23 protein-coding genes and 1 tRNA gene are annotated in these 25,542 nt (G+C 46.8%); 19 read left to right on the forward strand and 5 right to left on the reverse strand.

Features of this window, described 5'->3' with window-relative positions:
• The first annotated feature begins 212 nt into the window (after positions 1 to 212).
• A tRNA-Glu gene (locus Q4Q57_RS09880) sits at positions 213 to 288 on the forward strand.
• A 591-nt stretch (positions 289 to 879) separates the two neighbouring features.
• Here the strand turns inward: Q4Q57_RS09880 and Q4Q57_RS09885 are convergent.
• Positions 880 to 2,709, reverse strand: coding sequence for an ABC transporter ATP-binding protein (locus tag Q4Q57_RS09885; protein ID WP_311890717.1), 1,830 nt, complete (start codon positions 2,707 to 2,709; stop codon positions 880 to 882).
• Positions 2,710 to 2,881: 172 nt separating this feature from the next.
• Here Q4Q57_RS09885 and Q4Q57_RS09890 point away from each other — a divergent pair, with 172 nt between their 5' ends.
• The 7 genes from Q4Q57_RS09890 to Q4Q57_RS09920 all read left to right on the forward strand — a co-directional run bounded on the left by Q4Q57_RS09890 (position 2,882) and on the right by Q4Q57_RS09920 (position 10,164).
• The gene (locus Q4Q57_RS09890; RefSeq protein WP_311890718.1) at positions 2,882 to 4,579 is read left to right on the forward strand and encodes an Ada metal-binding domain-containing protein; all 1,698 of its coding nucleotides are present in this window, start codon (positions 2,882 to 2,884) and stop codon (positions 4,577 to 4,579) included.
• A gap of 115 nt (positions 4,580 to 4,694) precedes the next feature.
• Positions 4,695 to 5,252: a methylated-DNA--[protein]-cysteine S-methyltransferase gene (locus Q4Q57_RS09895; RefSeq protein ID WP_311890719.1), complete on the forward strand. Its 558-nt coding sequence runs from the start codon at positions 4,695 to 4,697 to the stop codon at positions 5,250 to 5,252.
• A 47-nt stretch (positions 5,253 to 5,299) separates the two neighbouring features.
• Positions 5,300 to 6,583, forward strand: coding sequence for a DEAD/DEAH box helicase (locus Q4Q57_RS09900; RefSeq protein ID WP_311890720.1), 1,284 nt, complete (start codon positions 5,300 to 5,302; stop codon positions 6,581 to 6,583).
• A 72-nt stretch (positions 6,584 to 6,655) separates the two neighbouring features.
• The gene (locus Q4Q57_RS09905; RefSeq protein WP_006082288.1) at positions 6,656 to 7,126 is read left to right on the forward strand and encodes a dual specificity protein phosphatase family protein; all 471 of its coding nucleotides are present in this window, start codon (positions 6,656 to 6,658) and stop codon (positions 7,124 to 7,126) included.
• Between the two features lie 140 nt (positions 7,127 to 7,266).
• Positions 7,267 to 8,163 (forward strand): chemotaxis protein CheV, encoded by an 897-nt coding sequence (locus Q4Q57_RS09910; protein WP_006085504.1) that lies wholly within the window; start codon positions 7,267 to 7,269, stop codon positions 8,161 to 8,163.
• Between the two features lie 174 nt (positions 8,164 to 8,337).
• Positions 8,338 to 9,564 (forward strand): serine/threonine transporter SstT, encoded by a 1,227-nt coding sequence (sstT, locus tag Q4Q57_RS09915; RefSeq protein ID WP_006082286.1) that lies wholly within the window; start codon positions 8,338 to 8,340, stop codon positions 9,562 to 9,564.
• A 75-nt stretch (positions 9,565 to 9,639) separates the two neighbouring features.
• Positions 9,640 to 10,164, forward strand: coding sequence for a CIA30 family protein (locus Q4Q57_RS09920; protein WP_311890721.1), 525 nt, complete (start codon positions 9,640 to 9,642; stop codon positions 10,162 to 10,164).
• A gap of 189 nt (positions 10,165 to 10,353) precedes the next feature.
• Here the strand turns inward: Q4Q57_RS09920 and Q4Q57_RS09925 are convergent, their stop codons facing one another.
• Entirely contained in the window at positions 10,354 to 11,733 is a 1,380-nt protein-coding gene (locus Q4Q57_RS09925) for a Gfo/Idh/MocA family oxidoreductase (RefSeq protein ID WP_311890722.1), read from the reverse strand.
• A gap of 351 nt (positions 11,734 to 12,084) precedes the next feature.
• Here Q4Q57_RS09925 and Q4Q57_RS09930 point away from each other — a divergent pair, with 351 nt between their 5' ends.
• On the forward strand, positions 12,085 to 12,525 hold the full coding sequence (locus Q4Q57_RS09930) for a hypothetical protein (protein ID WP_131523165.1): 441 nt from the start codon (positions 12,085 to 12,087) through the stop codon (positions 12,523 to 12,525).
• A gap of 98 nt (positions 12,526 to 12,623) precedes the next feature.
• Here the strand turns inward: Q4Q57_RS09930 and Q4Q57_RS09935 are convergent, their stop codons facing one another.
• Together Q4Q57_RS09935 and Q4Q57_RS09940 are read right to left on the reverse strand one after the other, a co-directional pair.
• Complete coding sequence (locus Q4Q57_RS09935) at positions 12,624 to 13,295, reverse strand: pseudouridine synthase (RefSeq protein ID WP_311890723.1); 672 nt, start codon at positions 13,293 to 13,295, stop codon at positions 12,624 to 12,626.
• A 69-nt stretch (positions 13,296 to 13,364) separates the two neighbouring features.
• Positions 13,365 to 13,994 (reverse strand): acyl carrier protein phosphodiesterase, encoded by a 630-nt coding sequence (locus Q4Q57_RS09940; RefSeq protein ID WP_311890724.1) that lies wholly within the window; start codon positions 13,992 to 13,994, stop codon positions 13,365 to 13,367.
• A gap of 106 nt (positions 13,995 to 14,100) precedes the next feature.
• Here Q4Q57_RS09940 and Q4Q57_RS09945 point away from each other — a divergent pair, with 106 nt between their 5' ends.
• The 10 genes from Q4Q57_RS09945 to Q4Q57_RS09990 all read left to right on the forward strand — a co-directional run bounded on the left by Q4Q57_RS09945 (position 14,101) and on the right by Q4Q57_RS09990 (position 22,561).
• The gene (locus Q4Q57_RS09945; RefSeq protein ID WP_311890725.1) at positions 14,101 to 14,310 is read left to right on the forward strand and encodes a hypothetical protein; all 210 of its coding nucleotides are present in this window, start codon (positions 14,101 to 14,103) and stop codon (positions 14,308 to 14,310) included.
• Positions 14,311 to 14,373: 63 nt separating this feature from the next.
• On the forward strand, positions 14,374 to 15,411 hold the full coding sequence (queA, locus tag Q4Q57_RS09950) for a tRNA preQ1(34) S-adenosylmethionine ribosyltransferase-isomerase QueA (RefSeq protein ID WP_311890726.1): 1,038 nt from the start codon (positions 14,374 to 14,376) through the stop codon (positions 15,409 to 15,411).
• 162 nt (positions 15,412 to 15,573) lie between these two features.
• Complete coding sequence (gene tgt / locus Q4Q57_RS09955) at positions 15,574 to 16,698, forward strand: tRNA guanosine(34) transglycosylase Tgt (protein ID WP_106650965.1); 1,125 nt, start codon at positions 15,574 to 15,576, stop codon at positions 16,696 to 16,698.
• A 26-nt stretch (positions 16,699 to 16,724) separates the two neighbouring features.
• On the forward strand, positions 16,725 to 17,057 hold the full coding sequence (gene yajC, locus Q4Q57_RS09960) for a preprotein translocase subunit YajC (RefSeq protein ID WP_007649452.1): 333 nt from the start codon (positions 16,725 to 16,727) through the stop codon (positions 17,055 to 17,057).
• A 17-nt stretch (positions 17,058 to 17,074) separates the two neighbouring features.
• Positions 17,075 to 18,925, forward strand: coding sequence for a protein translocase subunit SecD (secD, locus tag Q4Q57_RS09965; protein WP_311890727.1), 1,851 nt, complete (start codon positions 17,075 to 17,077; stop codon positions 18,923 to 18,925).
• A gap of 12 nt (positions 18,926 to 18,937) precedes the next feature.
• Positions 18,938 to 19,885: a protein translocase subunit SecF gene (gene secF / locus Q4Q57_RS09970; RefSeq protein WP_006082274.1), complete on the forward strand. Its 948-nt coding sequence runs from the start codon at positions 18,938 to 18,940 to the stop codon at positions 19,883 to 19,885.
• A 234-nt stretch (positions 19,886 to 20,119) separates the two neighbouring features.
• Positions 20,120 to 20,437 carry a putative signal transducing protein gene (locus Q4Q57_RS09975; RefSeq protein WP_311890728.1) on the forward strand — a complete coding sequence of 106 codons (318 nt, stop codon included), beginning with the start codon at positions 20,120 to 20,122 and terminating at the stop codon, positions 20,435 to 20,437.
• 128 nt (positions 20,438 to 20,565) lie between these two features.
• Positions 20,566 to 20,925 (forward strand): rhodanese-like domain-containing protein, encoded by a 360-nt coding sequence (locus Q4Q57_RS09980; protein WP_006082272.1) that lies wholly within the window; start codon positions 20,566 to 20,568, stop codon positions 20,923 to 20,925.
• Positions 20,926 to 20,944: 19 nt separating this feature from the next.
• The gene (locus tag Q4Q57_RS09985) at positions 20,945 to 21,856 is read left to right on the forward strand and encodes a bifunctional precorrin-2 dehydrogenase/sirohydrochlorin ferrochelatase (protein ID WP_311890729.1); all 912 of its coding nucleotides are present in this window, start codon (positions 20,945 to 20,947) and stop codon (positions 21,854 to 21,856) included.
• 159 nt (positions 21,857 to 22,015) lie between these two features.
• Entirely contained in the window at positions 22,016 to 22,561 is a 546-nt protein-coding gene (locus tag Q4Q57_RS09990; protein ID WP_311890730.1) for a YaeQ family protein, read from the forward strand.
• Between the two features lie 83 nt (positions 22,562 to 22,644).
• Here the strand turns inward: Q4Q57_RS09990 and Q4Q57_RS09995 are convergent, their stop codons facing one another.
• Positions 22,645 to 25,104 carry a S8 family serine peptidase gene (locus Q4Q57_RS09995; RefSeq protein ID WP_311890731.1) on the reverse strand — a complete coding sequence of 820 codons (2,460 nt, stop codon included), beginning with the start codon at positions 25,102 to 25,104 and terminating at the stop codon, positions 22,645 to 22,647.
• Positions 25,105 to 25,542 lie beyond the last annotated feature (438 nt).

A 25,542-nucleotide genomic window follows, 5' to 3' on the forward strand; every position in this document is an offset into this window, starting at 1 on the left:
CTATTTTTTATAGAGAGTGGTTCCTAGCAAATAACTAACGAGTTGTTTGGTAAGAACAAAGCATTTACTTCCTAGCCTACTGAAGTGAATGTGTTACAAAGCTCGGTTACGAGTTAAATCATAAGTCTGGATCCCCTTCATTTTTTAGAAGAGAGTGCCTAGGACACCGTAGATGTTAAACGGGAACAATACGTTCAAATTAATATGTCCGGGTCCCCTTCGTCTAGAGGCCTAGGACACCGCCCTTTCACGGCGGTAACAGGGGTTCGAATCCCCTAGGGGATACCAATTTTAATCAAGGTTTATCGAAACTTTGGTTAAAGACAATAAACCACCTCAAGGTGGTTTTTTTGTGTCTGAATTTTGAATATTAAATCGAGATCTCCCCGATTCATTTATGAGTCATACGCGTCGAGTTATTTGCCGATTCCGAATTTACCCACCAATCAAACCATCCACATTAAGATAAATGATGCTTCGAGAGACATACTTAGTGCGCTGAAGTCATTCTGTTCAATCGTGTGATAAGAATTATTTAAGTGTTTTTCTGCTTAACCTTGTACTAGCCCATGGTTAAAACTCACCTTTCGGATTATTGAGTGTGTTGGCACTTTGAATGCTGCTACTTTCAATACTGATAAGTTGAACCGTTAATCGCGATTTATCTCATGCTTCCAATCGCTAAACGATCGCAATTTGAAGTGAACCGTTCTTACGGTAGCTATTGTAATAGCTGAATAGCGTATCGTTGCGGTGAATATGAGGGCGGTGTAAGAGTGAAGCTTTGCGGGAAGAGGGCAGAATTAGGCGGAGACTTACTTGAGATAAAAAAGGCGACACTCATTGCTGAGTGTCGCCTTTCGTCATTTAACTTTTAATTTAGTCTACACCTAAGAATCCACCGGTTTGGTGTGCCCATAGCTGAGCATAAATACCGCCAGCGGCAATAAGTTCTTGATGCGTGCCTTGTTCGACGACTCGGCCTTGATCTAACACGATTAGCCTGTCCATTGCGGCAATGGTCGAAAGTCGATGAGCAATTGCAATCACTGTCTTGCCTTGCATTAACTCATATAAACTTTCTTGAATGGCGGCTTCGACTTCGGAATCAAGCGCTGAAGTGGCTTCATCAAGCAGCAAAATCGGCGCATTTTTTAATAAAACCCGCGCGATAGCGATACGCTGTCTTTGGCCCCCAGAAAGTTTTACACCACGTTCACCGACTTGGGCATCTAAGCCATGATTACCGTGAGGGTCACTTAGATCCTTAATAAAGTCATTGGCTTGAGCTTGTTTAATGGCGCTATCGAGCTGCTCTTCACTGGCCGTTGGATTGCCGTAAAGAATATTCTCGCGGATGGTGCGGTGCAACAGTGATGTATCTTGGGTCACCATACCGATTTGCGAGCGCAGTGAATCCTGCATAACCGTCTTAATGTCTTGATCGTCAATATTAATCTGACCTTTCTCGACATCGTAGAAACGCATTAACAGATTCACTAAGGTCGACTTACCCGCACCAGAACGTCCCACTAAGCCAACTTTTTCACCTGCCTTAATATTCAGATTCAGATCTTCAATCACCCCAGTCTGCTCGCCGTAATGGAAACACACTTGGTTGAAATCAATCTTACCCTGATTGACGACCAACGGCTTGGCGTTTGGCTCATCTTGGATGATCGTTGTTTTCGATAAGGTGTTCATCCCATCGGTGACAGTGCCGATATTTTCAAATAACGAACTGATTTCCCACATGATCCATTGTGACATGCCGTTTAAGCGCAGTGCTAAACTGACCGCAATGGCTATGGCGCCTACCGTGATTGCATTATCAGTCCACAGAGCTATCGATACAGCGGCAATGCTGAATGCGAGTATATAGTTGATAATTTGCACGCTGACACTGATGCCCGTTACTAAGCGCATCTGGCGATAAACCGTGTCTAAGAATATCCGCATACTGGATTTGGCGTATTCGGCTTCTTTTTGCGTGTGGGCAAATAGTTTCACTGTGGTGATGTTGGTATAACTGTCGACAATACGGCCTGTCATGGTCGAGCGCGCATCGGCTTGTTCGGTAGAGACTCTTTTCAGCCTAGGTACAAAGTACCATTGCAGCCCAACATACAGTGCAAGCCAGATGAGCATAGGTATGACTAAGCGCAGATCTGCGCTGGCGATCATCACTAACATAGAAGTGAAATACACGAGAATGTATACCAATACATCGAGTAATTTCATCACAGTTTCGCGCACGGCTAGGGAGGTTTGCATGACTTTGGTGGCGATTCGGCCAGCAAAGTCATCTTGATAAAATGACACACTTTGCTTTAGCAAATAGCGATGTGCGAGCCAACGGATCGACATAGGATAATTGCCGAGCAAGGTTTGATGCATGATAAGCGCATGCAGTAATACCAAGATTGGCATCACAATCAGCACCATGCCCCCCATCAGCATTAAGGTCGTGCCTTCGTCTTGAAATAAGGTTTCTGGATTTTTTTTCACAAGCCAATCCACTAATTGGCCCATAAATCCGAACAGGGACACTTCAAGCATCGCCAGCAAAGCGGTCAGCACTGACATTAAGATCAGCGGCAGTTCGTAGCCTTTAGTGTAGTGGCGGCAAAAAGCATAAACCCCTGTGGGTGGCTTAGTCGGTTCATCATCGGGGAGGGCTTCAACCCAAGATTCAAATCGTTTAAACATGAATTAACTCTATGGTGAGATAAAAAATAGTCGCGTATAGCATATAGGATTTCATTCCCTAAAAGCATTGAAATGATTGAGTTCCGTTTTCCGCTAGTGCTACATGCTAGTTTTACGTAAAGTAATGAACAAGAAATTAATTGTGAGCGAATATTGTCGGGCGTAGTGAAAAATGAGTACAGATAGAGCGTCTGAGAGTGCGATTAAGCGTGATGAAATAGACTCAGTGCATTCACTGGAGTCAAGTGCTGGGCTACTTTCTGCGTCCATTTGCCGTGAGGCTAGGATGAGCCGCGATCCGCGTTTTGATGGTAAGTTTTTTGTGGGGGTATTAACGACGGGCATTTATTGCCGTACCGTGTGTCCCGCCGTCGCGCCAAAAGAGCAGAATGTGCGTTATTTTGATTCGGCCGTGAAAGCCGCACAGGCGGGATTGCGCCCGTGTTTGCGTTGTCGGCCCGACAGTGCGCCAGGTTCAAATCCGTGGAAAGGCACTGGCACAACGTTGGCGAGGGCCATTAGTTTAATTGAAGCGGGTGCCTTAGCGGGGAAATCATCGGGAGAGCCAGCGTCGACTGTGACACAATTGGCTGACAGATTAGGGATCAGTAGTCGTTATCTTAATAAGCTCTTTACCGAAGGTTTTGGCACTTCGCCTAAACAATATGCCTTATACAGGCAGTTACTGTTTGCAAAACAACTGCTACATCAAACCCAATTACCTATCACCCAAGTCGCGCTGGCTGCGGGTTTCAATAGTATTCGCCGTTTCAATGAGGCATTTAAGCAAACTTTACAATTGACGCCAACTCAATTAAGAAAGACCGCGTTAACCAAGGCGTCAAAGGAGCATGTTGTTGGACGAACAACAGGATTAGGTGAAATTGATACTATGGGTGAATTTGTGCCGCACTATGGATTAACCCTATATCAATACTATCGACCCCCATTAGATTGGGCATCGCAGCTGGCATTTTATCGCTTACGTGCGGTGACGGGGATGGAGTGGTTCACGCCGCAAATGAGTCATCCACAAGCGAGTGATGCTGTTCAGGTTGCAGATGAAGCGAACCTTGCCGCTGAAGCCAATGCTGACGATAACGGGCTCGAATATGGTCGCTGTTTTGCCATAGGCAAGATGCGCGGCACAGTGCAAATTATCCATGAGCCTAAGCTGAATCGCTTCAAACTTGCGATTGCTTTGACCGAAGATTCCGCTGTCGATGAGCTGCAATTGCTAGTCACTGAGGTGCGACGTATTTTAGATCTCGATGCGGATATGCAGCAGATTGAGCAAGGTTTAAGTACGCTGCCGAGTTTAGGTTTAATGCCGTTTTCGGGATTGCGCATTCCTGGCGCAGGATCTTTGTTTGAAGCGGTTTGCCGCGCCATCTTGGGTCAGCAAGTGACGGTCGTGCAGGCGACTAAGCTACTGAATATATTGGTTGAAGCCTATGGCGAGTGTTTTAGTCTCAATGGCCGCGAGTATCGATTATTCCCAACACCCGAGGCGATTCGTGAGGCGAGTTTAACTGAGCTTAAAATGCCGGGCGCCCGTAAATTAGCGCTCAATGCGCTCGCGGCGTTTATCTGCGAACATCCAGAGGCAAGTGTCGATGATTGGCTTAGCGTTAAAGGCATAGGTCCTTGGACGATAGCGTATGCTAAGCTTCGTGGCTTGGGCGATCCAAACGTGTTTTTACATTCGGATTTGATTGTTAAAAAGCATTTATTGGCCTTATATATCAAGAACAATAAGTTAGATGAAACGGCAGCCGCAGCAGTGAGCTATCCCAAATTGTGCGAGCAGCTGAGTCAACAAATTGCCCCGTGGGGCAGTTACTTAACCTTTCAGCTTTGGCATCAATAACCATCAAGCCGCCTCATATTGAACTGCCAGTTTAAAAAGATGAGTTAGCAGTTCAGTTAAGTACCAAATTAAGATCAAACAAAGAGCAAACAAAGAGCAAACGAAGAGACAGATTATGAAACATGCAATTCGTCAATTGAGCCAAGCGCCAAGCATTGCAGAATATCAACCCTGCGCCGTGGATACGTTTATCAGTCCTGCCGGAATATTACAGTTAAATGCCAATGCCTATGGGCTGAGCCATTTAACCGTTGTCGGCTCGGATCGCACTGAGGTTGTGCTTGCCAAGGCGAGTGAGGATGCCCTCAATCAAGCTAAGGCGCATATTCGCGAAACTCAGACGCAGCTCGCGGATTACTTTGCGGGTGAGCGGGTTGAATTTGATTTAAAACTCGCGCCCAAGGGCACTGAATTTCAGCGCGACGTATGGCAAGCCTTGCTCAATCTAGATTACGGCCAGAGCTGCAGTTATGGGCAGATTGCCGAGCAAATCGGTCGGCCTAAGGCAGTGCGCGCCGTGGGCGCGGCCAATGGCGCCAATCCAATCGCGATTATCGTGCCTTGCCATAGAGTGATAGGCAAAAATGGCAAGTTAACGGGTTACGCCTACGGGCTTGCGATGAAACAGCAGTTGTTAACGCTGGAAACTGACAAGCACTGCCTCGATATTTAAGCTAGAATAGCCGCCTATTAAGATATTGGTGAGCAGTTAAACTTTCTATGACTCAGGCTTCTTCCTCTGCAGCAAGCTTTGCCCAACTCGGCATTATTGCACCTTTGCTAAATCGACTAACCGAATTAGCGTATGTTTCGCCCACACCAGTACAGGCGGCGACGATTCCCGCTGTGCTCGCTGGGCGGGATGTGTTAGCCGGCGCCAATACGGGCTCGGGTAAAACGGCAGCCTTTGCCGTGCCGCTGTTGCAGCAACTTGTTGAAGCAAAAACAGACCATAAGACAGGCGCTTATGTTCGTTGTTTGGTCTTAGTACCCACCCGTGAATTAGCCCAACAAGTCGCAGACAGCTTTCTGTCCTATGCCTCGCATTTGAATGGCAAGCTAAAAATTGTCGCCGCGTTTGGCGGTGTGTCAGTCAATGCGCAAATGCAGAGCCTACGCGCTGGTGCTGATGTATTAGTGGCAACGCCGGGTCGTTTGTTAGATCTGTTGTCCAGCAATGCCATCAAACTTAACCGCGTTAGCGCCTTAGTGCTCGATGAAGCTGACCGTATGTTAAGCCTTGGTTTTACAGAAGAATTAGCCCAAGTGCTCGACGCGTTGCCCGCCAAGAAACAAACCTTATTATTCTCAGCGACATTTCCAGAAGAAGTCCGTGAATTAACGGCAAAATTGCTGAATGATCCGCTTGAATACCAATTCCAAAGTGAACAAGAAAGCACGATTCATCAGCGGGTGATCACCGTTAATCGTCCGATGAAAACCGCATTATTGGCGCATCTGATTAAAGAACATCAGTGGTCACAGGCGTTGATTTTTGTGAGCGCCAAAAATACCTGTAATCACTTAGCGCAAAAGTTGTCTAAACGTGGGATCAGTGCCGAAGTCTTCCATGGCGATAAAGCCCAAGGCGCACGGACTCGGGTGCTCGATGGGTTTAAAAATGGTGAGATCAGTGTGTTAATCGCCACTGACATTGCCGCCCGTGGTATCGATATCGATAAACTGCCTGTGGTGATCAACTTTGATTTACCAAGAAGCCCTGCGGATTATATGCATCGCATTGGCCGTAGTGGCCGCGCCGGTGAAGCAGGCTTAGCTGTGACCTTGATTTCCCATGAGGATTATCACCACTTTGGCGTGATAGAGAAAAAGAACAAGCTTAAGTTAGTGCGTGAGCAAATTGTCGGTTTTGAAGCTGATGACGAAATGCCAGCCGAACTGTTAGAACAAGCTAAACCTGTCGCCAAGCCCGAAGGTACGGGTAAAAAAAAACGTAAACAGTTACCACCTGCCAATGCTGAATTTTGGGGTAAAAAATCTTAAGTCGTTGGAAACAAGCTATTCTTAGCTTATCTCTGACGTCCCTTGTCATCTCACTTGTCGTAGGTAAGGTTTATGCAACACTTATTCTGGTTAGTTGAAGGTAAAGTCGCAGGGCGCAGTGGTCCCAATAAAGATCCTTGGGATTTGCAGGCGCTTAAAGAGGCCGGTATTGGTGCCATCCTGTCGGTCAATGGGGGCGAAGGCTGTGAGCCTAGCACCTTTAAAAAGCTCGATTTACGTTACGAATGTATTCCCTTTTCGCGCAATGTGCCGCCCCAAGATGGGGATGTGGCGATTTGTGTCGCTCAATTGCCCAAGGCATTAGCTTTTATCCAACAGTGTGAAGCCGATGGCTTACCTGTGGTGATCCATTGTCGCTCGGGTAAGGATCGCACCAGTCTCATCATGGCCTATTACTTGATGGTCAATGGTGCTGCGCCATTACACGCTGTCAGCCAAGTTCGCAGTATTCGCGATATCGCCTTTACTGCAGATGGTTGGGATCAATTCGCCTTTGACGTTTTGTACGCATTACAAGACTAAGCCTTTTTTAGGCGACTTAGAGTCGAACCTATTCATTAATAGGCATAATAGTTTCATTCGTTTGACCTTAGTCATCAAATTTTTACTGTGTTAAGGTTAAGCTATCCGCAGGTTGGTTTTAGTGAGTTATCTATCTAATTATGAAAAGTAAGGCAAGTCAGTCACAGGGATTACTACTGTTTCGGTTATCACAGACTCAAGTGTTTGCCTTAGGCACGTTGAAAGTGCGTGAGCTGGTGCCGTACACACGTCTCAGTAAAATCCCTCAATCTCATCCGACGATTCTGGGTGCTTCAACTATCCGTGGTCATACGATTCCTATCATAGATATGGCGGCGGCGATTGGTTATCGGCCGATTGCCCCAGAAGAGCGTGAAAAGTGCTACATCATCATCACGGATTGTCAGCGGATGATCATTGGTTTCTTAGTACGTGGTATCGATAAGATTATCGAATGCAACTGGCGTGATATTGAAGCACCATCGTCTAGTTTGGGTAAAAATGCCTATTTGACCGGCGTGACACGTTTCGAGGACCAACTGGTACAGTTGCTCGACGTTGAACTGTTATTGTCGAAAATCTTTCCCGATAACCCGCAGGCGAATCGGGCTATTTTGACCGACGTACAACGTGAAAAACTCAAACCTATGAATATTCTTTTAGTGGATGATTCTAAGGTGGCACGTAAGCAGTTATCCGACGCCCTTGATATGATTAACATTCCTTATCGAGTCACCGCCGACGGCAAAGAAGCGCTAGTCATGATGGAGCAAGCGGCACTGGAACATCACCCGATAGATATTTTGGTGAGTGATATCGAGATGCCGGGACTGGATGGTTACGAATTGGCTTTTGAAGTGCGTGATAATCCACTGACTGCCAAGGCCTACATTATTTTACACACTTCTTTATCCAGCGAAATTAGCGTGAGTCAGGCCCATCAAGTTGGGGCGAATGAAGCACTAACTAAGTTCGATGCCCACGAGTTAATCGATGCCATGTTACGCGGTGCCGATCTCGCCTTAGATAAGCGCTAATCTGGCGCTTGTTAGTTTTTTGTATGCTTTTTGCGGGGCTAGGGTAATTTAGTTAGCTTATTTCCCCGCAAAACTAGACAAGTCCAGTCACATCCTATAAAAACCTTATTGGCCTCATTTCCGAAGGTGCGCGTTGGGGATCTCAACCGAAATATAATAACGATAGGTTAAACCATGAAACAAGAATCATCATTGTTAGCTAAGTTGGCTAATGGCAGTCTCGTAATACAAATCTTTTTGGGGATCATCGCTGGTGTGGTCTTAGCCAGTTTTTCACCGAGTAGCGCGAAAGATATCGCCTTCTTAGGCAGTTTATTCGTTGGGGCATTGAAAGCGATTGCTCCCATCTTAGTATTTATCTTAGTGGCGTCATCGATTGCCAACCAAAAGAAGAATACCCAAACCAATATGCGTCCCATTGTGGTGCTGTACTTATTCGGCACTTTTGCGGCCGCATTAACCGCAGTGCTCCTGAGTTCAATTTTCCCGACTAATTTAGTCTTAGTTGCCGGCGTGGAAGGCACCAGCCCACCACAGGGCATAGGTGAAGTCATCCATACCTTGTTATTCAAACTGGTTGATAATCCGGTGAATGCGTTAATGACGGGCAACTATATTGGTATTCTCGCTTGGGGTGTGGGCTTAGGTTTAGCCTTACATCATGCTACCGATTCGACTAAGCAAGTGTTTGCCGATATGAGCCACGGTATTTCACAAATGGTGCGCTTTATTATCCGTTTAGCGCCTATCGGTATTTTTGGTCTCGTTGCGGCGACATTTGCCGAAACCGGTTTTGCGGCGATTGCAGGCTATGCCCAGTTATTGGCCGTGCTATTAGGTGCGATGGCTATTATTGCTTTAGTCGTTAATCCATTGATTGTGTACGTGAAGATTAAACGTAATCCGTATCCGCTGGTATTTCAATGCTTGCGTGAAAGTGGTGTAACGGCGTTTTTTACTCGCTCGAGCGCGGCAAACATTCCGGTGAATATGGCGCTGTGTGAAAAGTTAAAGCTGCATGAAGACACTTATTCCGTTTCTATTCCCTTAGGTGCCACTATTAACATGGGCGGCGCGGCGATCACTATTACCGTATTGACCTTAGCTGCGGCGCATACCTTAGGCATTCAAGTCGATTTACTGACCGCCTTGTTACTGAGTGTTGTTGCTGCTGTTTCAGCTTGCGGCGCATCGGGTGTGGCGGGTGGTTCATTATTATTGATCCCACTGGCTTGTAGCTTGTTTGGTATTTCTAACGATGTTGCCATGCAAGTGGTTGCTGTTGGCTTTATTATTGGTGTGGTTCAAGATGCAGCCGAAACTGCACTGAACAGCTCAACTGACGTTATCTTTACCGCTGCCGCTTGTGAAGCCGCTGAGAATAAAGCTAAACTGAGTTAACGAGTGCTGTTATTCGTATCGAAAAGTATTATGGAAGCAGTCACTTAGGTGGCTGCTTTTTTTATGGGAGTCGTTATGATCTTTTTTGATTTTAGCGTACTAGATGCTGCAAAGCCCTGGTATGGAATAAATGACACTGTGATGGGCGGTTTGTCCCGCAGTAAAATGACGGTTTCACCTTTAGGTTATGGTGAGTTTAGTGGCCATGTGTCGCTGGCAAATGGCGGCGGGTTTGCCTCAGTGCGCTGTGAGTTTAGCCCCATAGATGTCAGTGAATTTACTGGGATTTACCTCGAACTCGATGACGACCGAACTAAAGACTATAAAGTGAATTTAAAGGATGTCGACACACCGCAAAGTACGGTATATCAAGCGCCTATGCCCACGTCAACTCACCAAACCTTTGGTGTGAGTAGTGCCAGAGTATTGAATTGGCAGCGGATTGAAATTCCCTTCAGTGATTTTAAGCCCCAATGTCGGGGTAAACCCATTTCCCGTCCGAATATAGTATTGAGTCAGTTGTGCAGCTTAGGGTTAGTGATTGGCGCCCAGCAAAGTGGCGACTTTTCATTGAAAATCAGAGAAATCGGCTACTACTAGCGCTTGTAGTGAGTTTCTTATGGTGAATTTATTGTCGCGAGTTTCTTACCGCTAAGTGCTTATGGCAGATGGCTTGTTGCTAATGGCGCGGGTCATCTCAAGGCTTAATTGAATAAGAAAAAGGATAAGGCCGAGGCACTTATCCTTATGGTGGCGGTGCCAAATAGTGAACTTGGCGAAAGCCGCAGCTTAAGCGCCGATAATCCCTAATGGTTTGGCGGTTTGCCACGCGCCGCGGGTAAAATCAGGGAAGGTGACTGAGTTACTGCGGTCATTGATTGAATGTTCACTTAAGATATTCACCACCGACCAAGATGCACCATCGTACACATCCTGATCTAAAGCCTCACCATTGCGTAGGCAATAAATCATGCGCCATAGCATCACAAAGTCCATGCCGCCGTGGCCGCCGTTAATTTCAGCCTCTTTTCCTATGCGCTGCCACAGTGGGTGATCGTATTTGTCGTACCACTTTTGCATGTCCATATCCCACTCGTGGTAACTTTGACCAAAGCCACCATTTTCGACGGCGATCCGATTCGGGAAGCCAGCAAACACGCCATTTGTCCCTTGGATCAAATTATGGCGACTGTAAGGTCTTGGGGTCGTCGTGTCATGCTGGACCATGATGGTTCGGCCCTTAACGGTTTTAATCAGGCTGGTATTGATATCCCCATTGATGTACTTGAGCTGATTACGCTCATGATCGGCGGGGAATTCACGCTTAGCATAAAGTGCACGGCCAAGGGCAGGAGAACTCATCGAGGTAAGATAATCAAATCGGTCACCGCGGTTAATGTTCATATACTGGGAGACTGGCCCTAAACCGTGGGTTGGGTATAAGTTGCCGTTACGTTTGGTATGCCAGTAAGTCCGCCATGAGCCTGTCTTATGATCGATCTCCTTCATCTGCCAGCGTAGCTCATGGATATAAGCGGCTTCGCCGTGGAGTAGCTCACCAAATACGCCTTGGCGCACCATGTTGAGCACCATCAGTTCTTCGCGGCCGTAGTTGACGTTCTCCATCATCATGCAGTTTTTCTGAGTGCGCTCAGCGGTATCGACAACTTGCCAGCACTCCTCAACCGTGAGCGCCATTGGCACCTCAACAAAGGCATGTTTGCCGCTCTCCATGGTTTCGATTGCCATAGGCGCGTGCCATTCCCACGGGGTCGAAATAATCACAATATCGATATCATCGCGGCTCAGCAAATCGCGATAGCTCAGATCATTACCAGTATAGACAGCCGGTTTGGGCCGATTCTGTTTAACGATATGATCTACGGCTCTGTCGAGTACCGCTTGATGGGTATCACAAATGGCTTTGAGTTCAACGCCCTCTAAATGACAGAATTGCTCGACATGGCTAAACCCCCGCTCGCCAACACCGATAAAGCCGACTCGAACCACGTCCATCTCAGGCGCTATGAGTCCGATAACGGATTTACCGGCTTGCGGTTTAGGGGCGACGCTACTGGCGTAGGCATTGAGAGCAATATTGGCAGTAACGAGTCCTGCTGTGGCGGCACCTGCGGCCTTAAGAAAATTACGACGATGAATGTTATGCATAGCGCTTCCTGCTTTATTTTTGTTTTGTAGGGATATTGAAATATCACTTGGTCTGATTTGTACGGTAATTCACCTATGGGTTATATCAGAAACCCCATTCAAATTAGCAATAAAAGATGTAACAAGCTCATTCAGCTCGCTAGATAAGTCTTTTAGCTGCCTTTACTTTAGCGATAAGTAAATAGTGATAAAGATCGCGTTTTTATTTGTAGATTGAGCTACACTGCCGATTAATTAGTCAAAGGTATTTATCTTTTATATTTTAAATATTTAGCAAATTTAAATTAACCAAAAAGTTACATTTGACGGGCGATTTGAAGTAATTTGCTGCTGTGGGGAGTAAAGAGTTAAATGGGTTCTATGCTTAATGTACTACCACAACTGACATTCACTTTAGGTGATTGGGTATTGCATAAGGATATCAGGATGTCTGGGATCGAAAAACGCCGTCGCCTTCATTGGCGGGAGACAGATATGCAAAATCGTGAAATTATAGGTCGTTGGTTAGATGGGCGTCCTTTACTGGGTGACAAAATTACCCTCTATAAAGAAGACGATAAATATTTTTTAGAAACTTGGTTTAGTGATGGCTGCCATAGTTTAGATGAAGTCTATATGACGCAAACTCCTGAGGGCCATAAGCTGGAAGATGTTGGCGGCAATTTTTTCGGTGAATTCTTTATCGTGACATCGTCGCAGCAATTACAATTTTGTAATGAGCAGGGCTGTTATTTCCAAGCAGAAAAATTAGCGGCTGATGTCGATTTTGGTCAAGGTATACGTGTCGCTTAAACGACGACAGTCGAATCCGTAAATAACTAAGGTCGCATTTTAGCTCAGTGCTAAGTCGCGACCTTTTGCTTTTATGGAATTGTAGCGAGTGGCTTAAGTTATTCAGTAAATGGATGTTTGCTGCTAAAAAACAGCGGTTTAGCCGAATAGGGATGGGTCAAACTTAAGCTTTGTGCATGTAAACATAAACGCGGTCTGGCCTTGATAACCTCGGCATCACCATAAAACTCATCACCCAAAATCGCATGGCCTAGGGCAAGCATATGCACACGCAATTGATGGGTGCGGCCTGTTTCTGGCGAAAGCTCGACTAAGGTGCTGTTTTCTCGGCGCTCTAATACACGGTAGTGAGTGAGGGCGCTTTTGCCGCCAGTATCTCCCGCCTGTAGCGTTTTTTGATAGGGCGGATGTTCAGTGTCCGGCACTATCGCGAGGTCAATAATCCCCTGTTCTTGCAGCACATGTCCCATCACTTCGGCAATATAGACTTTCTTACTCTGCCTATCTTGAAACTGTGTTTTTAAATGCGACTCCGCTTTTTTATTACGGGCAAACACCATAATGCCCGAGGTCGCGCAGTCGAGCCTATGCACTAAAATCGTTTCTGGATAAAGGCTTTGTAAGCGGGTTAACGCGCAATCGAAGGTGTGAGCAGCTCGACCCGGATTAGATAATAATCCCGAAGGTTTATTGATGATAATCAGATCTCTATCTTTATAGCGGATGTCTAACCAAGGAACTGCTGGGGGCTGGTAATCAAATATCTGCATTTTGTCCTCATTTTTGCGCGGCCATACTAGCAAAATTTACGCAGGCACACAGCATAATCTCATGCTCGCTTATTGCGAGAGGGGGGAGGGCAAATATTCTGCAGGCGTCTTACGGCTCCAAATACGGGTATAAGCCATCAGCTGCGGATAAAAAGTGCGGAACGCGGTTTCGATTTCTATCTGCATTTTATTGACGACTTTGTGGGCATCTTTAAACAGTGCGGCTTGCGGATGCTGTTTTGCCACTTGTGCTAAGGCGTGTTGTAAGCCTTTTTCCGTGGTGTAGCTGCCTAGCCAATCAGCGCTACGCATGGCGGGCAAGAGTTTCAATAGTGCCTCAGGATGGTATGGGTCTACCCCTTGGGCGGCGAAAGTATCTAACGCGTCATAGGCCTTGCTGCTAAATTCATCCAAGGGTTGGTGATGATATTCTTCCCAATAATAAGCTAAATAGTGATCGAAACTCACGGCCATGAGTTCTGCTGCTATGCTTCTTAAGGGCGCAGGGAAAGCTTCCATTAATTCAATCGTGAGTTCGTGGCTGGCGCAGAGATTATTAATCTCTTGGTTTAGCCATAACGCTTGGCGTAACTCAATTGGAGCTTGTGCAACTGGCGCTTGAATATAGTTACCCGCCACATTGGCGGCAAGGTGTGTTTTACTGATGTCGGCGAGATGTAAGTGTGTAAGAAAGTTCATATTTTGCGCTTGGTTAACCACGTCGGTTCACGGTATCATGCACAAGCGCGCTTAGGAAAGCGCGGAAGCCAAAAATGCAGTATTTTTTCACTTTTTAGGATCATGGATGATGTGGAACTGGTTCACCAAAATGCTTGGTAGAGACGAGCAGCCGAAGCGCAAAAAAGTGCTGGTAGAAATCCCCTTTGAACAACACCGTTTTAGCATGGATGATTTCAGCCGTTCACGGCTTAAATTCGATGCCGATGACAATTTGCCCCAAGATGGCGTCAAACCTATGGTTCCTGAGCAAGAAGTGGACGCTGGCAATAAGTAATCTTGATATTCTTGGCCTCTAACCATAGACTAGCCGCCGTTCTAAGCTATCTAGAGGCCTATCATGCGCGTTGCAGACTTTTCTTTCGATCTCCCCGATGAGCTGATCGCTCGTTATCCTATGGCGCAGCGTAATGCATCACGTCTGTTAACCTTAGACGGCAATTCTGGCGCCTTAGGCGACAAACAATTTACCGATCTGCTGGGGATGATTAATCCCGGCGATTTAATGGTGTTCAACAATACCCGAGTGATCCCCGCGCGTATGTTTGGCCAAAAGGCCAGCGGCGGTAAGTTAGAAATTTTAGTTGAGCGTATGCTCGATGATAAGCGCATCCTCGCCCACGTTCGCAGCTCTAAATCGCCGAAAGTCGATTCGTTAATTCTGCTCGACGGTGGCTATCAAATGAAGATGGTCGCCCGTCACGATACCTTATTTGAACTCGAGTTGTTATCCGAGTTGACCATTCTAGAGGTGCTCGAAGCCGTAGGGCATATGCCGCTACCGCCTTATATCGACAGACCCGATGAAGATGCCGACAAAGAGCGTTATCAAACCGTGTATAACCAAAACCCAGGCGCCGTTGCCGCGCCAACGGCGGGGTTACATTTTGACGATGCCATGCTCGATGCATTAAAGGCCAAGGGTGTGAATGTCGCGTTTGTGACTTTGCATGTAGGCGCGGGCACCTTTCAACCCGTGCGCGTCGATACCATTCTTGAGCACAAGATGCATTCAGAGTGGGCCAATGTGCCGCAGGATGTGGTTGATTTAATCGCGCAAACCAAAGCGGCGGGTAAACGTGTCGTGGCCGTCGGCACAACATCTGTACGTTCCTTAGAAAGTGCGGCGCGCGCCAGCCAAGGTGAACTCAAAGCCTTTAGCGGCGATACCGATATCTTTATTTATCCTGGTTATCAATTCCAAGTGGTCGATGCCATGGTGACGAACTTTCATCTGCCCGAATCGACTCTCATCATGTTAGTCAGCGCATTTGCCGGTTTTGATCATGTTATGGCGGCGTATCAACATGCTATCGCGCAAAAATATCGCTTTTTTAGCTATGGTGATGCCATGTTTGTGACGAAAAAAGCCCACTAGACCAAGATTTTGTTTTAAAATAGCCGCCCAAAGTGAGTATGGGCGGCAACTTTTTTTCGTCAAAAGGTTGAACCTTTTAACGCTGTCCCCATCTCTATTGTTAATCAAAATGGCATTAGCCATTAAAAATGTAGTCAGACTGTTTATCTGGCGAGGTGAATTATGAAATTTGAATTAGACACTACCGACGGCCGTGCGCGCCGTGGTCGGTTGATTTTTGACCGTGGCACAGTAGAAACCCCCGCATTTATGCCTGTTGGAACCTACGGCACAGTTAAAGGTATGACGCCAGAAGAAGTACGTGCTACAGGCGCGGACATTTTGCTCGGTAACACTTTCCATTTATGGTTGCGCCCAGGCGAAGAAATCATGCGAAAGCACGGTGACTTGCATGATTTTATGAACTGGCAGCGTCCGATTTTAACGGATTCGGGTGGTTTCCAAGTATTCAGTCTTGGCGATATCCGTAAGATCACCGAAGAAGGTGTGCATTTCCGTTCACCAATCAATGGCGAGAAAATCTTCTTAGATCCTGAAAAATCAATGCAAATCCAAGATGCATTGGGCAGCGATGTGGTGATGATTTTTGACGAATGTACGCCGTATCCCGCGACTGAAGATGAAGCGCGTAAGTCAATGCAGATGTCGCTGCGTTGGGCCAAACGTTCGCGTGATGAATTTGACCGTTTAGAGAACCCTAACTCTCTATTCGGCATTATTCAGGGCGGTGTGTATGAAGATTTACGCGACGAAAGCTTAAAAGGCTTAGTCGATATCGGTTTCGACGGTTATGCCGTCGGTGGTTTGGCCGTAGGAGAGCCTAAAGCAGATATGCATCGTATTCTTGAGCATATTTGCCCGCAAATACCTGCTGACAAACCTCGCTATCTGATGGGGGTCGGTAAACCAGAAGATTTAGTTGAAGGGGTACGTCGTGGTGTTGACATGTTTGACTGTGTAATGCCAACCCGTAATGCCCGCAACGGTCATCTGTTTACGAGTGAAGGTGTGATCAAAATACGCAATGCGCGTCATAGAGATGACACGTCACCACTCGATACTAAGTGTGATTGTTATACCTGTAAAAATTATTCACGGGCGTACCTTTACCACTTAGATCGTTGTAATGAGATTCTGGGTGCGCGTTTAAACACCATTCACAACTTGAGATACTATCAAATGTTAATGGAAGGTTTGCGCGGTGCGATTGAGACGGGTACATTAGACGCCTTTGTGGCGGACTTCTATACCAGTCAAGGTCGCGAAGTACCAGAGTTAGTCGATTGATTTTTTGCTAATAAGAAGAGAAAACTATGTTTATTTCAAATGCATATGCAAGCGCTGCCGGCGCACCACAAGGTGGCGGCACGATGGAACTGATTTTCATGCTGGCGATTTTCGGCCTGATTTTCTATTTCATGATTTTCCGTCCGCAATCAAAACGCGTTAAAGAGCACAAAAATCTGATGTCTTCACTTGGCAAAGGTGATGAAGTGCTGACCAGTGGTGGGATTTTAGGCAAGATTGCAAAAATCAGCGACGAAAGCGATTACGTGTTACTGAGCTTAAACGACACAACACAAATCACGATCAAAAAAGACTATATTGCAGCTGTATTGCCTAAGGGCTCTATCCAGTCGTTGTAAGCCAAGAGGGCTCAGGCGTGTTAAATAAATACCCAATGTGGAAAAACATTATGGTGATGCTCGTCATTGCCATAGGTTGTTTCTATGCCGTACCGAACCTATTTGGTGAAGATCATGCGGTGCAAGTGGTGGCGACTCGAGGTGCTGAAGTCACGGCATCAACCCAAGCCAGTGTGAACGAGCTGTTAGCCAGTAAGGGCATTGCGGTAAAGCGCTCTGAGCTTGAAAAAGGTCAGTTGTTGGTCCGTGTGCAAAATGCGGATCAACAGCTACTTGCGAAAGAAGTGATTGCTGACAGCTTAGGCGACAAGTTTACTGTGGCGCTCAACTTAGCCCCAGCGACACCTAAGTGGCTTGAGTCAATGGGCGGTAGCCCAATGAAACTCGGTCTTGACCTTCGCGGCGGTGTGCATTTCTTGATGGAAGTGGACATGGGCGAAGCGATTCGCAAAATGGAAGAGGCTAAAATTGCCGATTTCCGTTCGCAATTACGTGAAGAAAAAATCCGTTACGCGGGCATTCGCAATAATGCTCAAGGAATCGAGATTAAATTCCGTGATGGCGAAAGTTTAGCCAGTGCCGAACGTTTCCTAAAATCTCGCAGCAACGATATGGTGTTCACCGATGTGAGCAAGGGCGAAGATTTTGCCCTGCAAGCTGTGATGAGTGACGTGTATCTTAAGCAGATTAAAGAAGAAGCACTGCAACAAAACATTACTACCATTCGTAACCGTGTAAACGAGTTAGGTGTGGCTGAGCCTGTAGTACAACGTCAAGGCGCCGAGCGCATTATCGTTGAACTGCCAGGTGTGCAAGATACGGCTCGCGCCAAGGAAATCTTAGGTGCAACCGCATCGATTGAATTCCACATGGTCGATGACAAAGCCGATCCTAATGCTGCGCAATCTGGCCGTTTACCAGCGGGTTCTGAAGTGTACCAGCGCCGCGAAGGTGGCACTGTGATATTGAAGAAAGAAGTTATGCTGACCGGTGATCATATCACGGGCGCACAACCTAGCTTTGACCAGTACAGTCGTCCACAGGTTAGCATCAACCTTGATGCGAAAGGCGGCACCATTTTCTCTGACGTGACCAAAGATAACATAGGCAAGCCTATGGCGACATTGTTCATCGAATATAAAGACAGTGGTGAGCGCAATGCCGACGGCAGCGTTAAGATGCAGAAAATCCAAGAAGTGATTTCTGTTGCGACCATTCAAGCGCGTTTAGGCCGTAACTTTGTGATCACTGGCTTAAGCCATGGTGAAGCACAAAACCTCGCGCTATTACTGCGTGCTGGTGCCTTGATTGCCCCAGTGTCGATTGTGGAAGAACGTACCATAGGTCCAAGCTTAGGTGCTGAAAACATTCAAAATGGTGTGCAAGCTATGGTTTGGGGTATGGCGGTTGTCTTACTCTTTATGCTGGTTTACTACCGTGGCTTTGGTCTTATCGCCAACATAGCGCTAACCGCAAACTTAGTCATGGTGGTGGGCGTAATGTCTATGATCCCTGGCGCAGTGTTAACCCTACCGGGTATTGCCGGTATGGTGTTGACTGTGGGTATGGCGGTTGACGGTAACGTGCTGATCTATGAGCGTATCCGTGAAGAATTACGTGCGGGCCGTAGCGTCCAGCAGGCCATCCATGAAGGTTATGGCAACGCATTCTCCACCATCGCCGATGCGAACATCACCACTTTCCTAACGGCGCTTATTCTGTTTGCCGTAGGTACAGGCGCTGTTAAAGGCTTCGCGGTGACCTTGATGATAGGTATTGCGACTTCCATGTTTACCGCAATCGTGGGTACTCGCTCAATCGTTAACGCGATTTGGGGTGGTAAGCGCGTGAAGACTCTGTCTATCTAAGGGGAAGTGACAATGCTTGAAATTTTATCTTTAAAACATACGGTAAACTTCCTCCGTCATGCACTGCCTATCAGTATTATGTCGGCTGTATTGGTGCTGGGCTCGCTGGTTTCGCTCGCGACCAATGGTATTAACTGGGGGCTTGATTTCACTGGCGGTACCGTCGTTGAAATGGAGTTCACTAATCCGGTCGATTTAAACGCTCTGCGGGTGCAACTGACGACGCCTGATTCTGAAGGCGCCATTGTGCAAAACTTCGGTTCTAGCCGTGACGTATTAGTACGTTTACAGGTGAAAGAAGGCGTTAAGAGTGACGTGCAAGTTAAGTCTGTCATGGAAGCTGCGCAGAAAGTTGATCCACAAGTTCAGCAGAAGCGTGTTGAGTTCGTTGGCCCACAAGTGGGTAAAGAACTGGCTGAGCAAGGCGCTTTAGCGGTATTAGTCGCGCTTATCTGTATCATGATCTATGTGTCATTCCGTTTTGAATGGCGCTTAGCGTTTGGTTCCGTTGCGGCACTGGCGCACGACGTGATCGTGACTTTAGGCGTGTTTTCGGTATTCCAATTGGAATTTGACTTGACCGTACTGGCGGGTCTACTGACGGTTGTGGGTTACTCACTCAACGATACTATCGTGGTATTTGACCGTATCCGTGAAAACTTCCTTAAGATGCGTAAAAGCGACCCTGAAGAAGTGGTGAATACTTCAATTACTCAAACCATGAGCCGTACAATCATCACCACAGGTACAACCTTAGTGGTGGTCGTGGCCTTGTTCCTTAAGGGCGGCACTATGATCCATGGCTTTGCGACTGCATTGCTGATGGGTATTTTTGTGGGTACGTATTCTTCTATCTATGTGGCGAGTTTCTTGGCCATTAAACTGGGTATCAATCGTGAACACATGATGCCAGTTGAGATTGAGAAAGAAGGCGCAGACCAACCTCCTATGATGCCTTAAAGGTTACATTCGAGTTAAAAAGCCACCGACGAGGTGGCTTTTTTTTAGCTCGATTTTGAGATAGATCTGACATTCTGCTAGCAAACTCACAAAGTTATAGTCAGTTATGCTGTAAAAGTGGGATGTTAATTAAATTAACAACTGATGTAAAAATCAGCGCTCGACAGGCTCGGCTATTTAGCAGTAGGATGTCGGCAACCCATATTCCAGAGAGTTGTAGCCGTAGGATGTCGCATGGAAGAACGTAAAGTGTTAGTTGCTGGTGGTAATTTATTGCAAGCCCACACATGGAAAGGCTTATTGGCAGCCTGCGGTATTCATGTTGAGCTCAGAGGTGAAGCGCTATTAGGCGGGATTGGTGAGCTTCCGACTGGAATGCACAATGTCGAGTTGTGGGTGGGCGAGTCCCAACATGCGTCGGCGCAAGTGCAACTGAATGCGTTAGATGTTGAAAGCCCACAATGGCAATGTGTGCAATGCCATGAAACCAATGAAGGCAGTTTTGAGTTGTGCTGGCAATGCAGCTCTGAGCGCAGCGAAAGCCACAACTAGCCTTGGATAGGCAATCACCTTTGCTTTGTGCTGTGGCTGAAAGATTGCGTCTACTGGATGAGAAGATTACACTTTGCTGATAAGCTGACATTCATCATGTCATTCAATATCTTATCTAGGAGTCAGTGATGCCGCATCCCAGTGCTTTTTCCGCCCTTGTTGACGCAATTCTGCCTAACATCACCGAAGTGACCATTGAAGCCTATCAGGCCGATGACAGCTGGCATCTTGTGGATGTGCGTGAGGATCGCGAGTGGCTGCAGGATCATTTACCCCAAGCAAAACATTTAAGTCGGGGTATTTTAGAGCGTGATATCGAAGCACGTTTCCCCGATAAACATACCCCCATATTACTCTACTGCGCAGGTGGTGCGCGCTCAGCCTTGGCGGCCCATAATCTGCAACTCATGGGTTACACCCGCGTTGCCTCATTGATTGGTGGCTATAAAGGCTGGGTACAGCGTCAACTGCCAGTCGTGCAGGATTAAGCGTTCAGGATCTCATCTAATGCAATATTTCCCCTTGTTTGTCGATACGGTTAACTTAAATGTCTTGCTGGTGGGGGCGGGTGATGTGGCGAGCCGTAAGCTGGCCCTGCTGACACGTACCGAAGCCAGTATTCACGTGATAGCCCCTGAAGTGAATCCTGAAGTGCAGCGTTATGCCGATACGGGCCGTATTCTGCTATCCCATCGTGAAGTGGTCCACGCCGATATTCAAAATTATGATCTGGTGTATTTAGCCACGGCAAACGATAGTCTTAATGCCGAGTTGGCGACTCTAGCCACCGCGCGCGGTATTTGGGTTAATGCCGTTGATAATCCGGCATTTTGCCGTTTTATCACCCCTTCGATTGTCGATAGGGGCCGTTTAGTGGTGGCGATCAGCACGGCGGGCGCGGCACCGGTATTTGCACGCACGATTCGCTCGCGCTTAGAATCCAGCCTACCGCAATCACTCAAGCCTTTGTTCGACTTTGTCGCCGATAGACGCGTCGAAGTGCAAGACAAGCTCGATTCAACCTCGAAACGCCGCTTATTTTGGGAGCGTTTTTTCGATACCAACGGCGACCGTTTCGATAGTCGTACCGCCGAGCATTACCATAATGCATTTAATCATTTAGTCAGCCGCGGCGAAATCCTTTTGCTGGATGATGCAACCTCTGTGGACTTACTGCCACTCGCCGCCATGCCGTTGTTGCAGCGCCTCGATTGGATCTATAGCCAAGGCGATTTGAGCGACGAATTGGCAGAATTAGTCCGTCGAGACGCCAATCGGGGCGAGTTACCCGCACTCAGTGAATTGAGCCTGCAATACGAACAGGGCACACGCATGTTGCTGGTGGCCGATACACAAAAAATCAGTCAGTTGAAAGCGCATTTCCTGATGGCTAAGCATTTACGACCCGGCGCGATTTAATTTCTTATCGATTCTGCTTTCTGTCAGATTGCACTTTCTGTTCGATTTGATGGGCGTATCCTATTGTTCGTTTGAGCTAATGCCGAGTCTCAGGTAGACTCGGCAGCCTTATTTTAGAATTTCGCTGTTTCAGGATTTCACTCTGCATTTAGGATGACTATGGCCCTCAAAGCGACCGTGTTTAAGGTCAATTTACAGATAGCCGATATGGATCGGAATTATTACCAAGATCATCAATTGACGCTTGCCCAGCATCCTTCCGAAACCGATGGCCGCATGATGGTGCGTTTACTGGCGTTTATTGTGAATGCCAGCGAAACCTTAAGTTTTAGTAAAGGTTTGTGCGTCGATGATGAGCCAGAGCTGTGGGACAAAACCCTATCAGGCGAAATTGATCTGTGGGTTGAGTTTGGTCAGGCCGATGAGAAATGGCTGCGAAAGGCCAGTGGCCGCGCCAAAGTCGTGCAGTTATTTACCTATGGTGGCCGCAGTGTACCCATTTGGTGGAAACAGAATCAGCAGGCGTTAGAGCGTTATCAGAATTTAAAAGTGTGGAATATTGCCGAAGAGTCAGTCACGGCAATGGAAGCCTTTGTTGGGCGTAATATGGCATTGCAAGTTTCGATTAGTGAAGGCCAAATTTGGTTATCGGATAATGAAACCAGCGTGTTGATCGAACCTGAAATCCTCAAAGATATTGCATAACATGTCTTGTAAAAAAAGAGCCTGCGATAGCAGGCTCTTTTCATTTATTACTTTCATTTCTCAGTAAGCGTATCGATTTGGATTTATTGGAAGCTCAGTTCCCAGCTATCGATATAACCCACATCACCACGGCCACTGTCTACGGCTTTCAACTTCCATACGCCGTTCGAATTCGCACCCGTCATATCAGCGGTATAGCTCTTGTTGATATTGGCAGCACCTGAACCTGTGTTGCTATGCAGAGTGATGGTTTTACCAGAAGGGCTGATCAACTGCACTTTTAAGTCACCAATGTAAGGGTGGACTATGTTCACTACCGCAGTCACAGTGCCTGAATCACCAGTGCGAGTGACTGTGATTGGGCTAGTGATCCCTGCAGCTTTGTTATCAGGGATGTTGTAGTTATCAGTGTTGCTATAGCTTGCTGGCGTAGTCGGTGGCGTTCCACCGCTAGATGCTGTGTAGCTTGCTGTTAATGACACACCAGTGAAGGCAGAGTAGCCTTTCAGCATGGCGTAGTAAGTGCCTGATTGGATGTTGGTGATTGGGCAAGACTCGCTATTGCCACTTTTATACGGACGGCAATCATAGTTAGCTGTAGTCGGCGCTGCACCATATTGCACATACAAGTCCGCATCACCTGTTCCACCGTTCATCACAAAGCCTAAGTTAGTTGCGCCTTGTGGTACGTCAAAGGAGAAGTGCAGTTCTTCACTCGCTGCGCCGCCTAAGCCCGTTTTAGCCACACCGTTAACTAACACGCCATCGGTTGGAGTTGGATCAACCGGACCCGTTGGGCCAGTACAAGAGGCATCTAAGAAGGTTTTCGCGGCAACAGCGTTGACTAAACCATAGCCATAGTAGTTATCACGGCCCGCAGTACCAAGATCTTCGGCGGTCATTTTCAATGCGTTACGAACCTGCGCCGCACTACACTCAGGGTGATAGCTCCACACTAAGGTTGCAACACCTGACACATGTGGCGTCGCCATCGAAGTACCGTTGTAGTACTCGTAATCTTTATTGCCTTGGTTGCTGACTGTTGCTGTCGCACCCAGTTGGTTACGCAGTGCTAAACCTGTTGCGCGATCCACTGATACGGAAACCATATTGATTTCACTGTTTGCATCGACAAGGAAGGGGTTTTGTAAGCCAGGTAATGCCGCGTTACTGTAAACAATCGCCGCACTGGCACCGGCATTTTTACAGGCTTTAGCCGCATTTATTTCAGGGTAACTTGTGCCTTGATTGCCAACACGTTCCACTAAACAAATCTTATTGGTCATGTTGCCGCAGTTGAAGCTAGTTCCGCTGACGCTACATTCGGCAAGCGTAGCTGTCGCTGTACCATTGTATGGTGCTGGCACATAGTTACCGCCCGATGAAATGAGGCGATTATGAGGCACTACACCTGAATCAAAGTAAGACTGACCACCGATAGTAATATCGGCTAAACGGCCTTCGCCACGGGTAACCGTCGACAGAATCGCTTCACCTGGGCCAGATATTTCAACTTGGTTGGTGTATTGGGAAAATGCAGAGTGGTCTTTATGATTATCCACTGAGGCGACTGACATCACGCCATCGTAGGATGCTGGATAGCTGTGAGCACTATTGCCATCGTTACCTGCAGCGGCAATCAAGAGAACACCATTATTATAATGGGCAGCCAGAGCATTACGCTCAGTGGTGCTCGAACCCGCACCACCTAAACTCATAGTGACAACGTTAGCGCCGTTGGCAACACAAGTATCTACTGCGGCCACTAAAGATGAAGAGTAACCCCAGCCAGATTCGTTAAACACTTTTACGACATGAATATTGGCATTTTGATTTGGCATTACGCCGATCACGCCGTCGTTGTTGGCAATTGCCGCAATCGTGCCCGCAACGTGAGTACCGTGGGCGTTGTTGTTACCTGGCTCGAACCAGTTGCCTGTGCCTGAGTTATTGGTGCCCGTGACATTATTGCCACTTAAATCGCTGTGACTACGATCGTAGCCAGAATCGATAATACAAATAGTACGATTGCCTGCTTGGCTATCGCTTAACTGAGTCGCCCCCACAAAGGTTTGACCCCAAGGCGTGCTTTCACTCAGTAAGTGACGCGGCATATCCTCTTCAACATATTCCACATCGGCGCGCTTTTTTAACGCATTGATGCCGTTTGCATCGAGTTTGACCGAGTAACTGTTACTGCGGCCGATACGCTTCATTTCCTTCGCTTGTACTTTATTCAATGCAGTGTGCTGGGCACTGATTTCCGCCATTTGTGGCTGATAATTCATCGTGCTTGGCAGCGCATCAGTTGTCGCGTCACTTGATTGTTGATCACTCATTGATTGCACATTGCTGGCCGACATAATGGCCGCTGCATCGGCGTTTTTAAATTTCACTATGTAACGCTTTGGCAGTGGAGAGGTTTGTGCTTGTAATGCTGCGGCAAAACCTGGGGCTTGTGGTGCTGCTTGTACACCGGCTGAGATCGCAATAGCTAAGCTTGAAAGACTTAACGCTATTTTAGTGGTTCTGTTGATTGTCATGTTCTTCTTCCATGGTCAATTTAGTGTTAATCATTATTATTTTATGTTTCATAAGAATAACTACGACTCAGATGCTACTCGGTTAGTGAATCTATCTGCGACCAAAGTATTTGTAAATCAATTGTTAATGGTATGGCTGATTGTAAAAATCTAAATTTTATAAGCAGTTAATGTGAATATAAATTCAACATGTAACGAGTTGTAACCAAATTTTATTCAAATTTTTGTTTTTTTATGTGGTAAATATGAATAAGTGAATGCGAATTTACGGTCAATATGAGTACTTTATATTGATTTGTTGGTTTCCATGGTATTGAAATTTATACATATATTTTTTTGTGATTACAAATAACTAAATTTAACTTTAAAGTTTAAGGATAATAATAAGATTTTCTCAAGTGATTGATTATGCGAAATTGTTGCAAAACCCTGTCAAGG

This window comes from Shewanella sp. SP2S2-6 (assembly GCF_031931965.1).
GTDB classification, from domain to species: Bacteria; Pseudomonadota; Gammaproteobacteria; order Enterobacterales; family Shewanellaceae; genus Shewanella; species Shewanella baltica.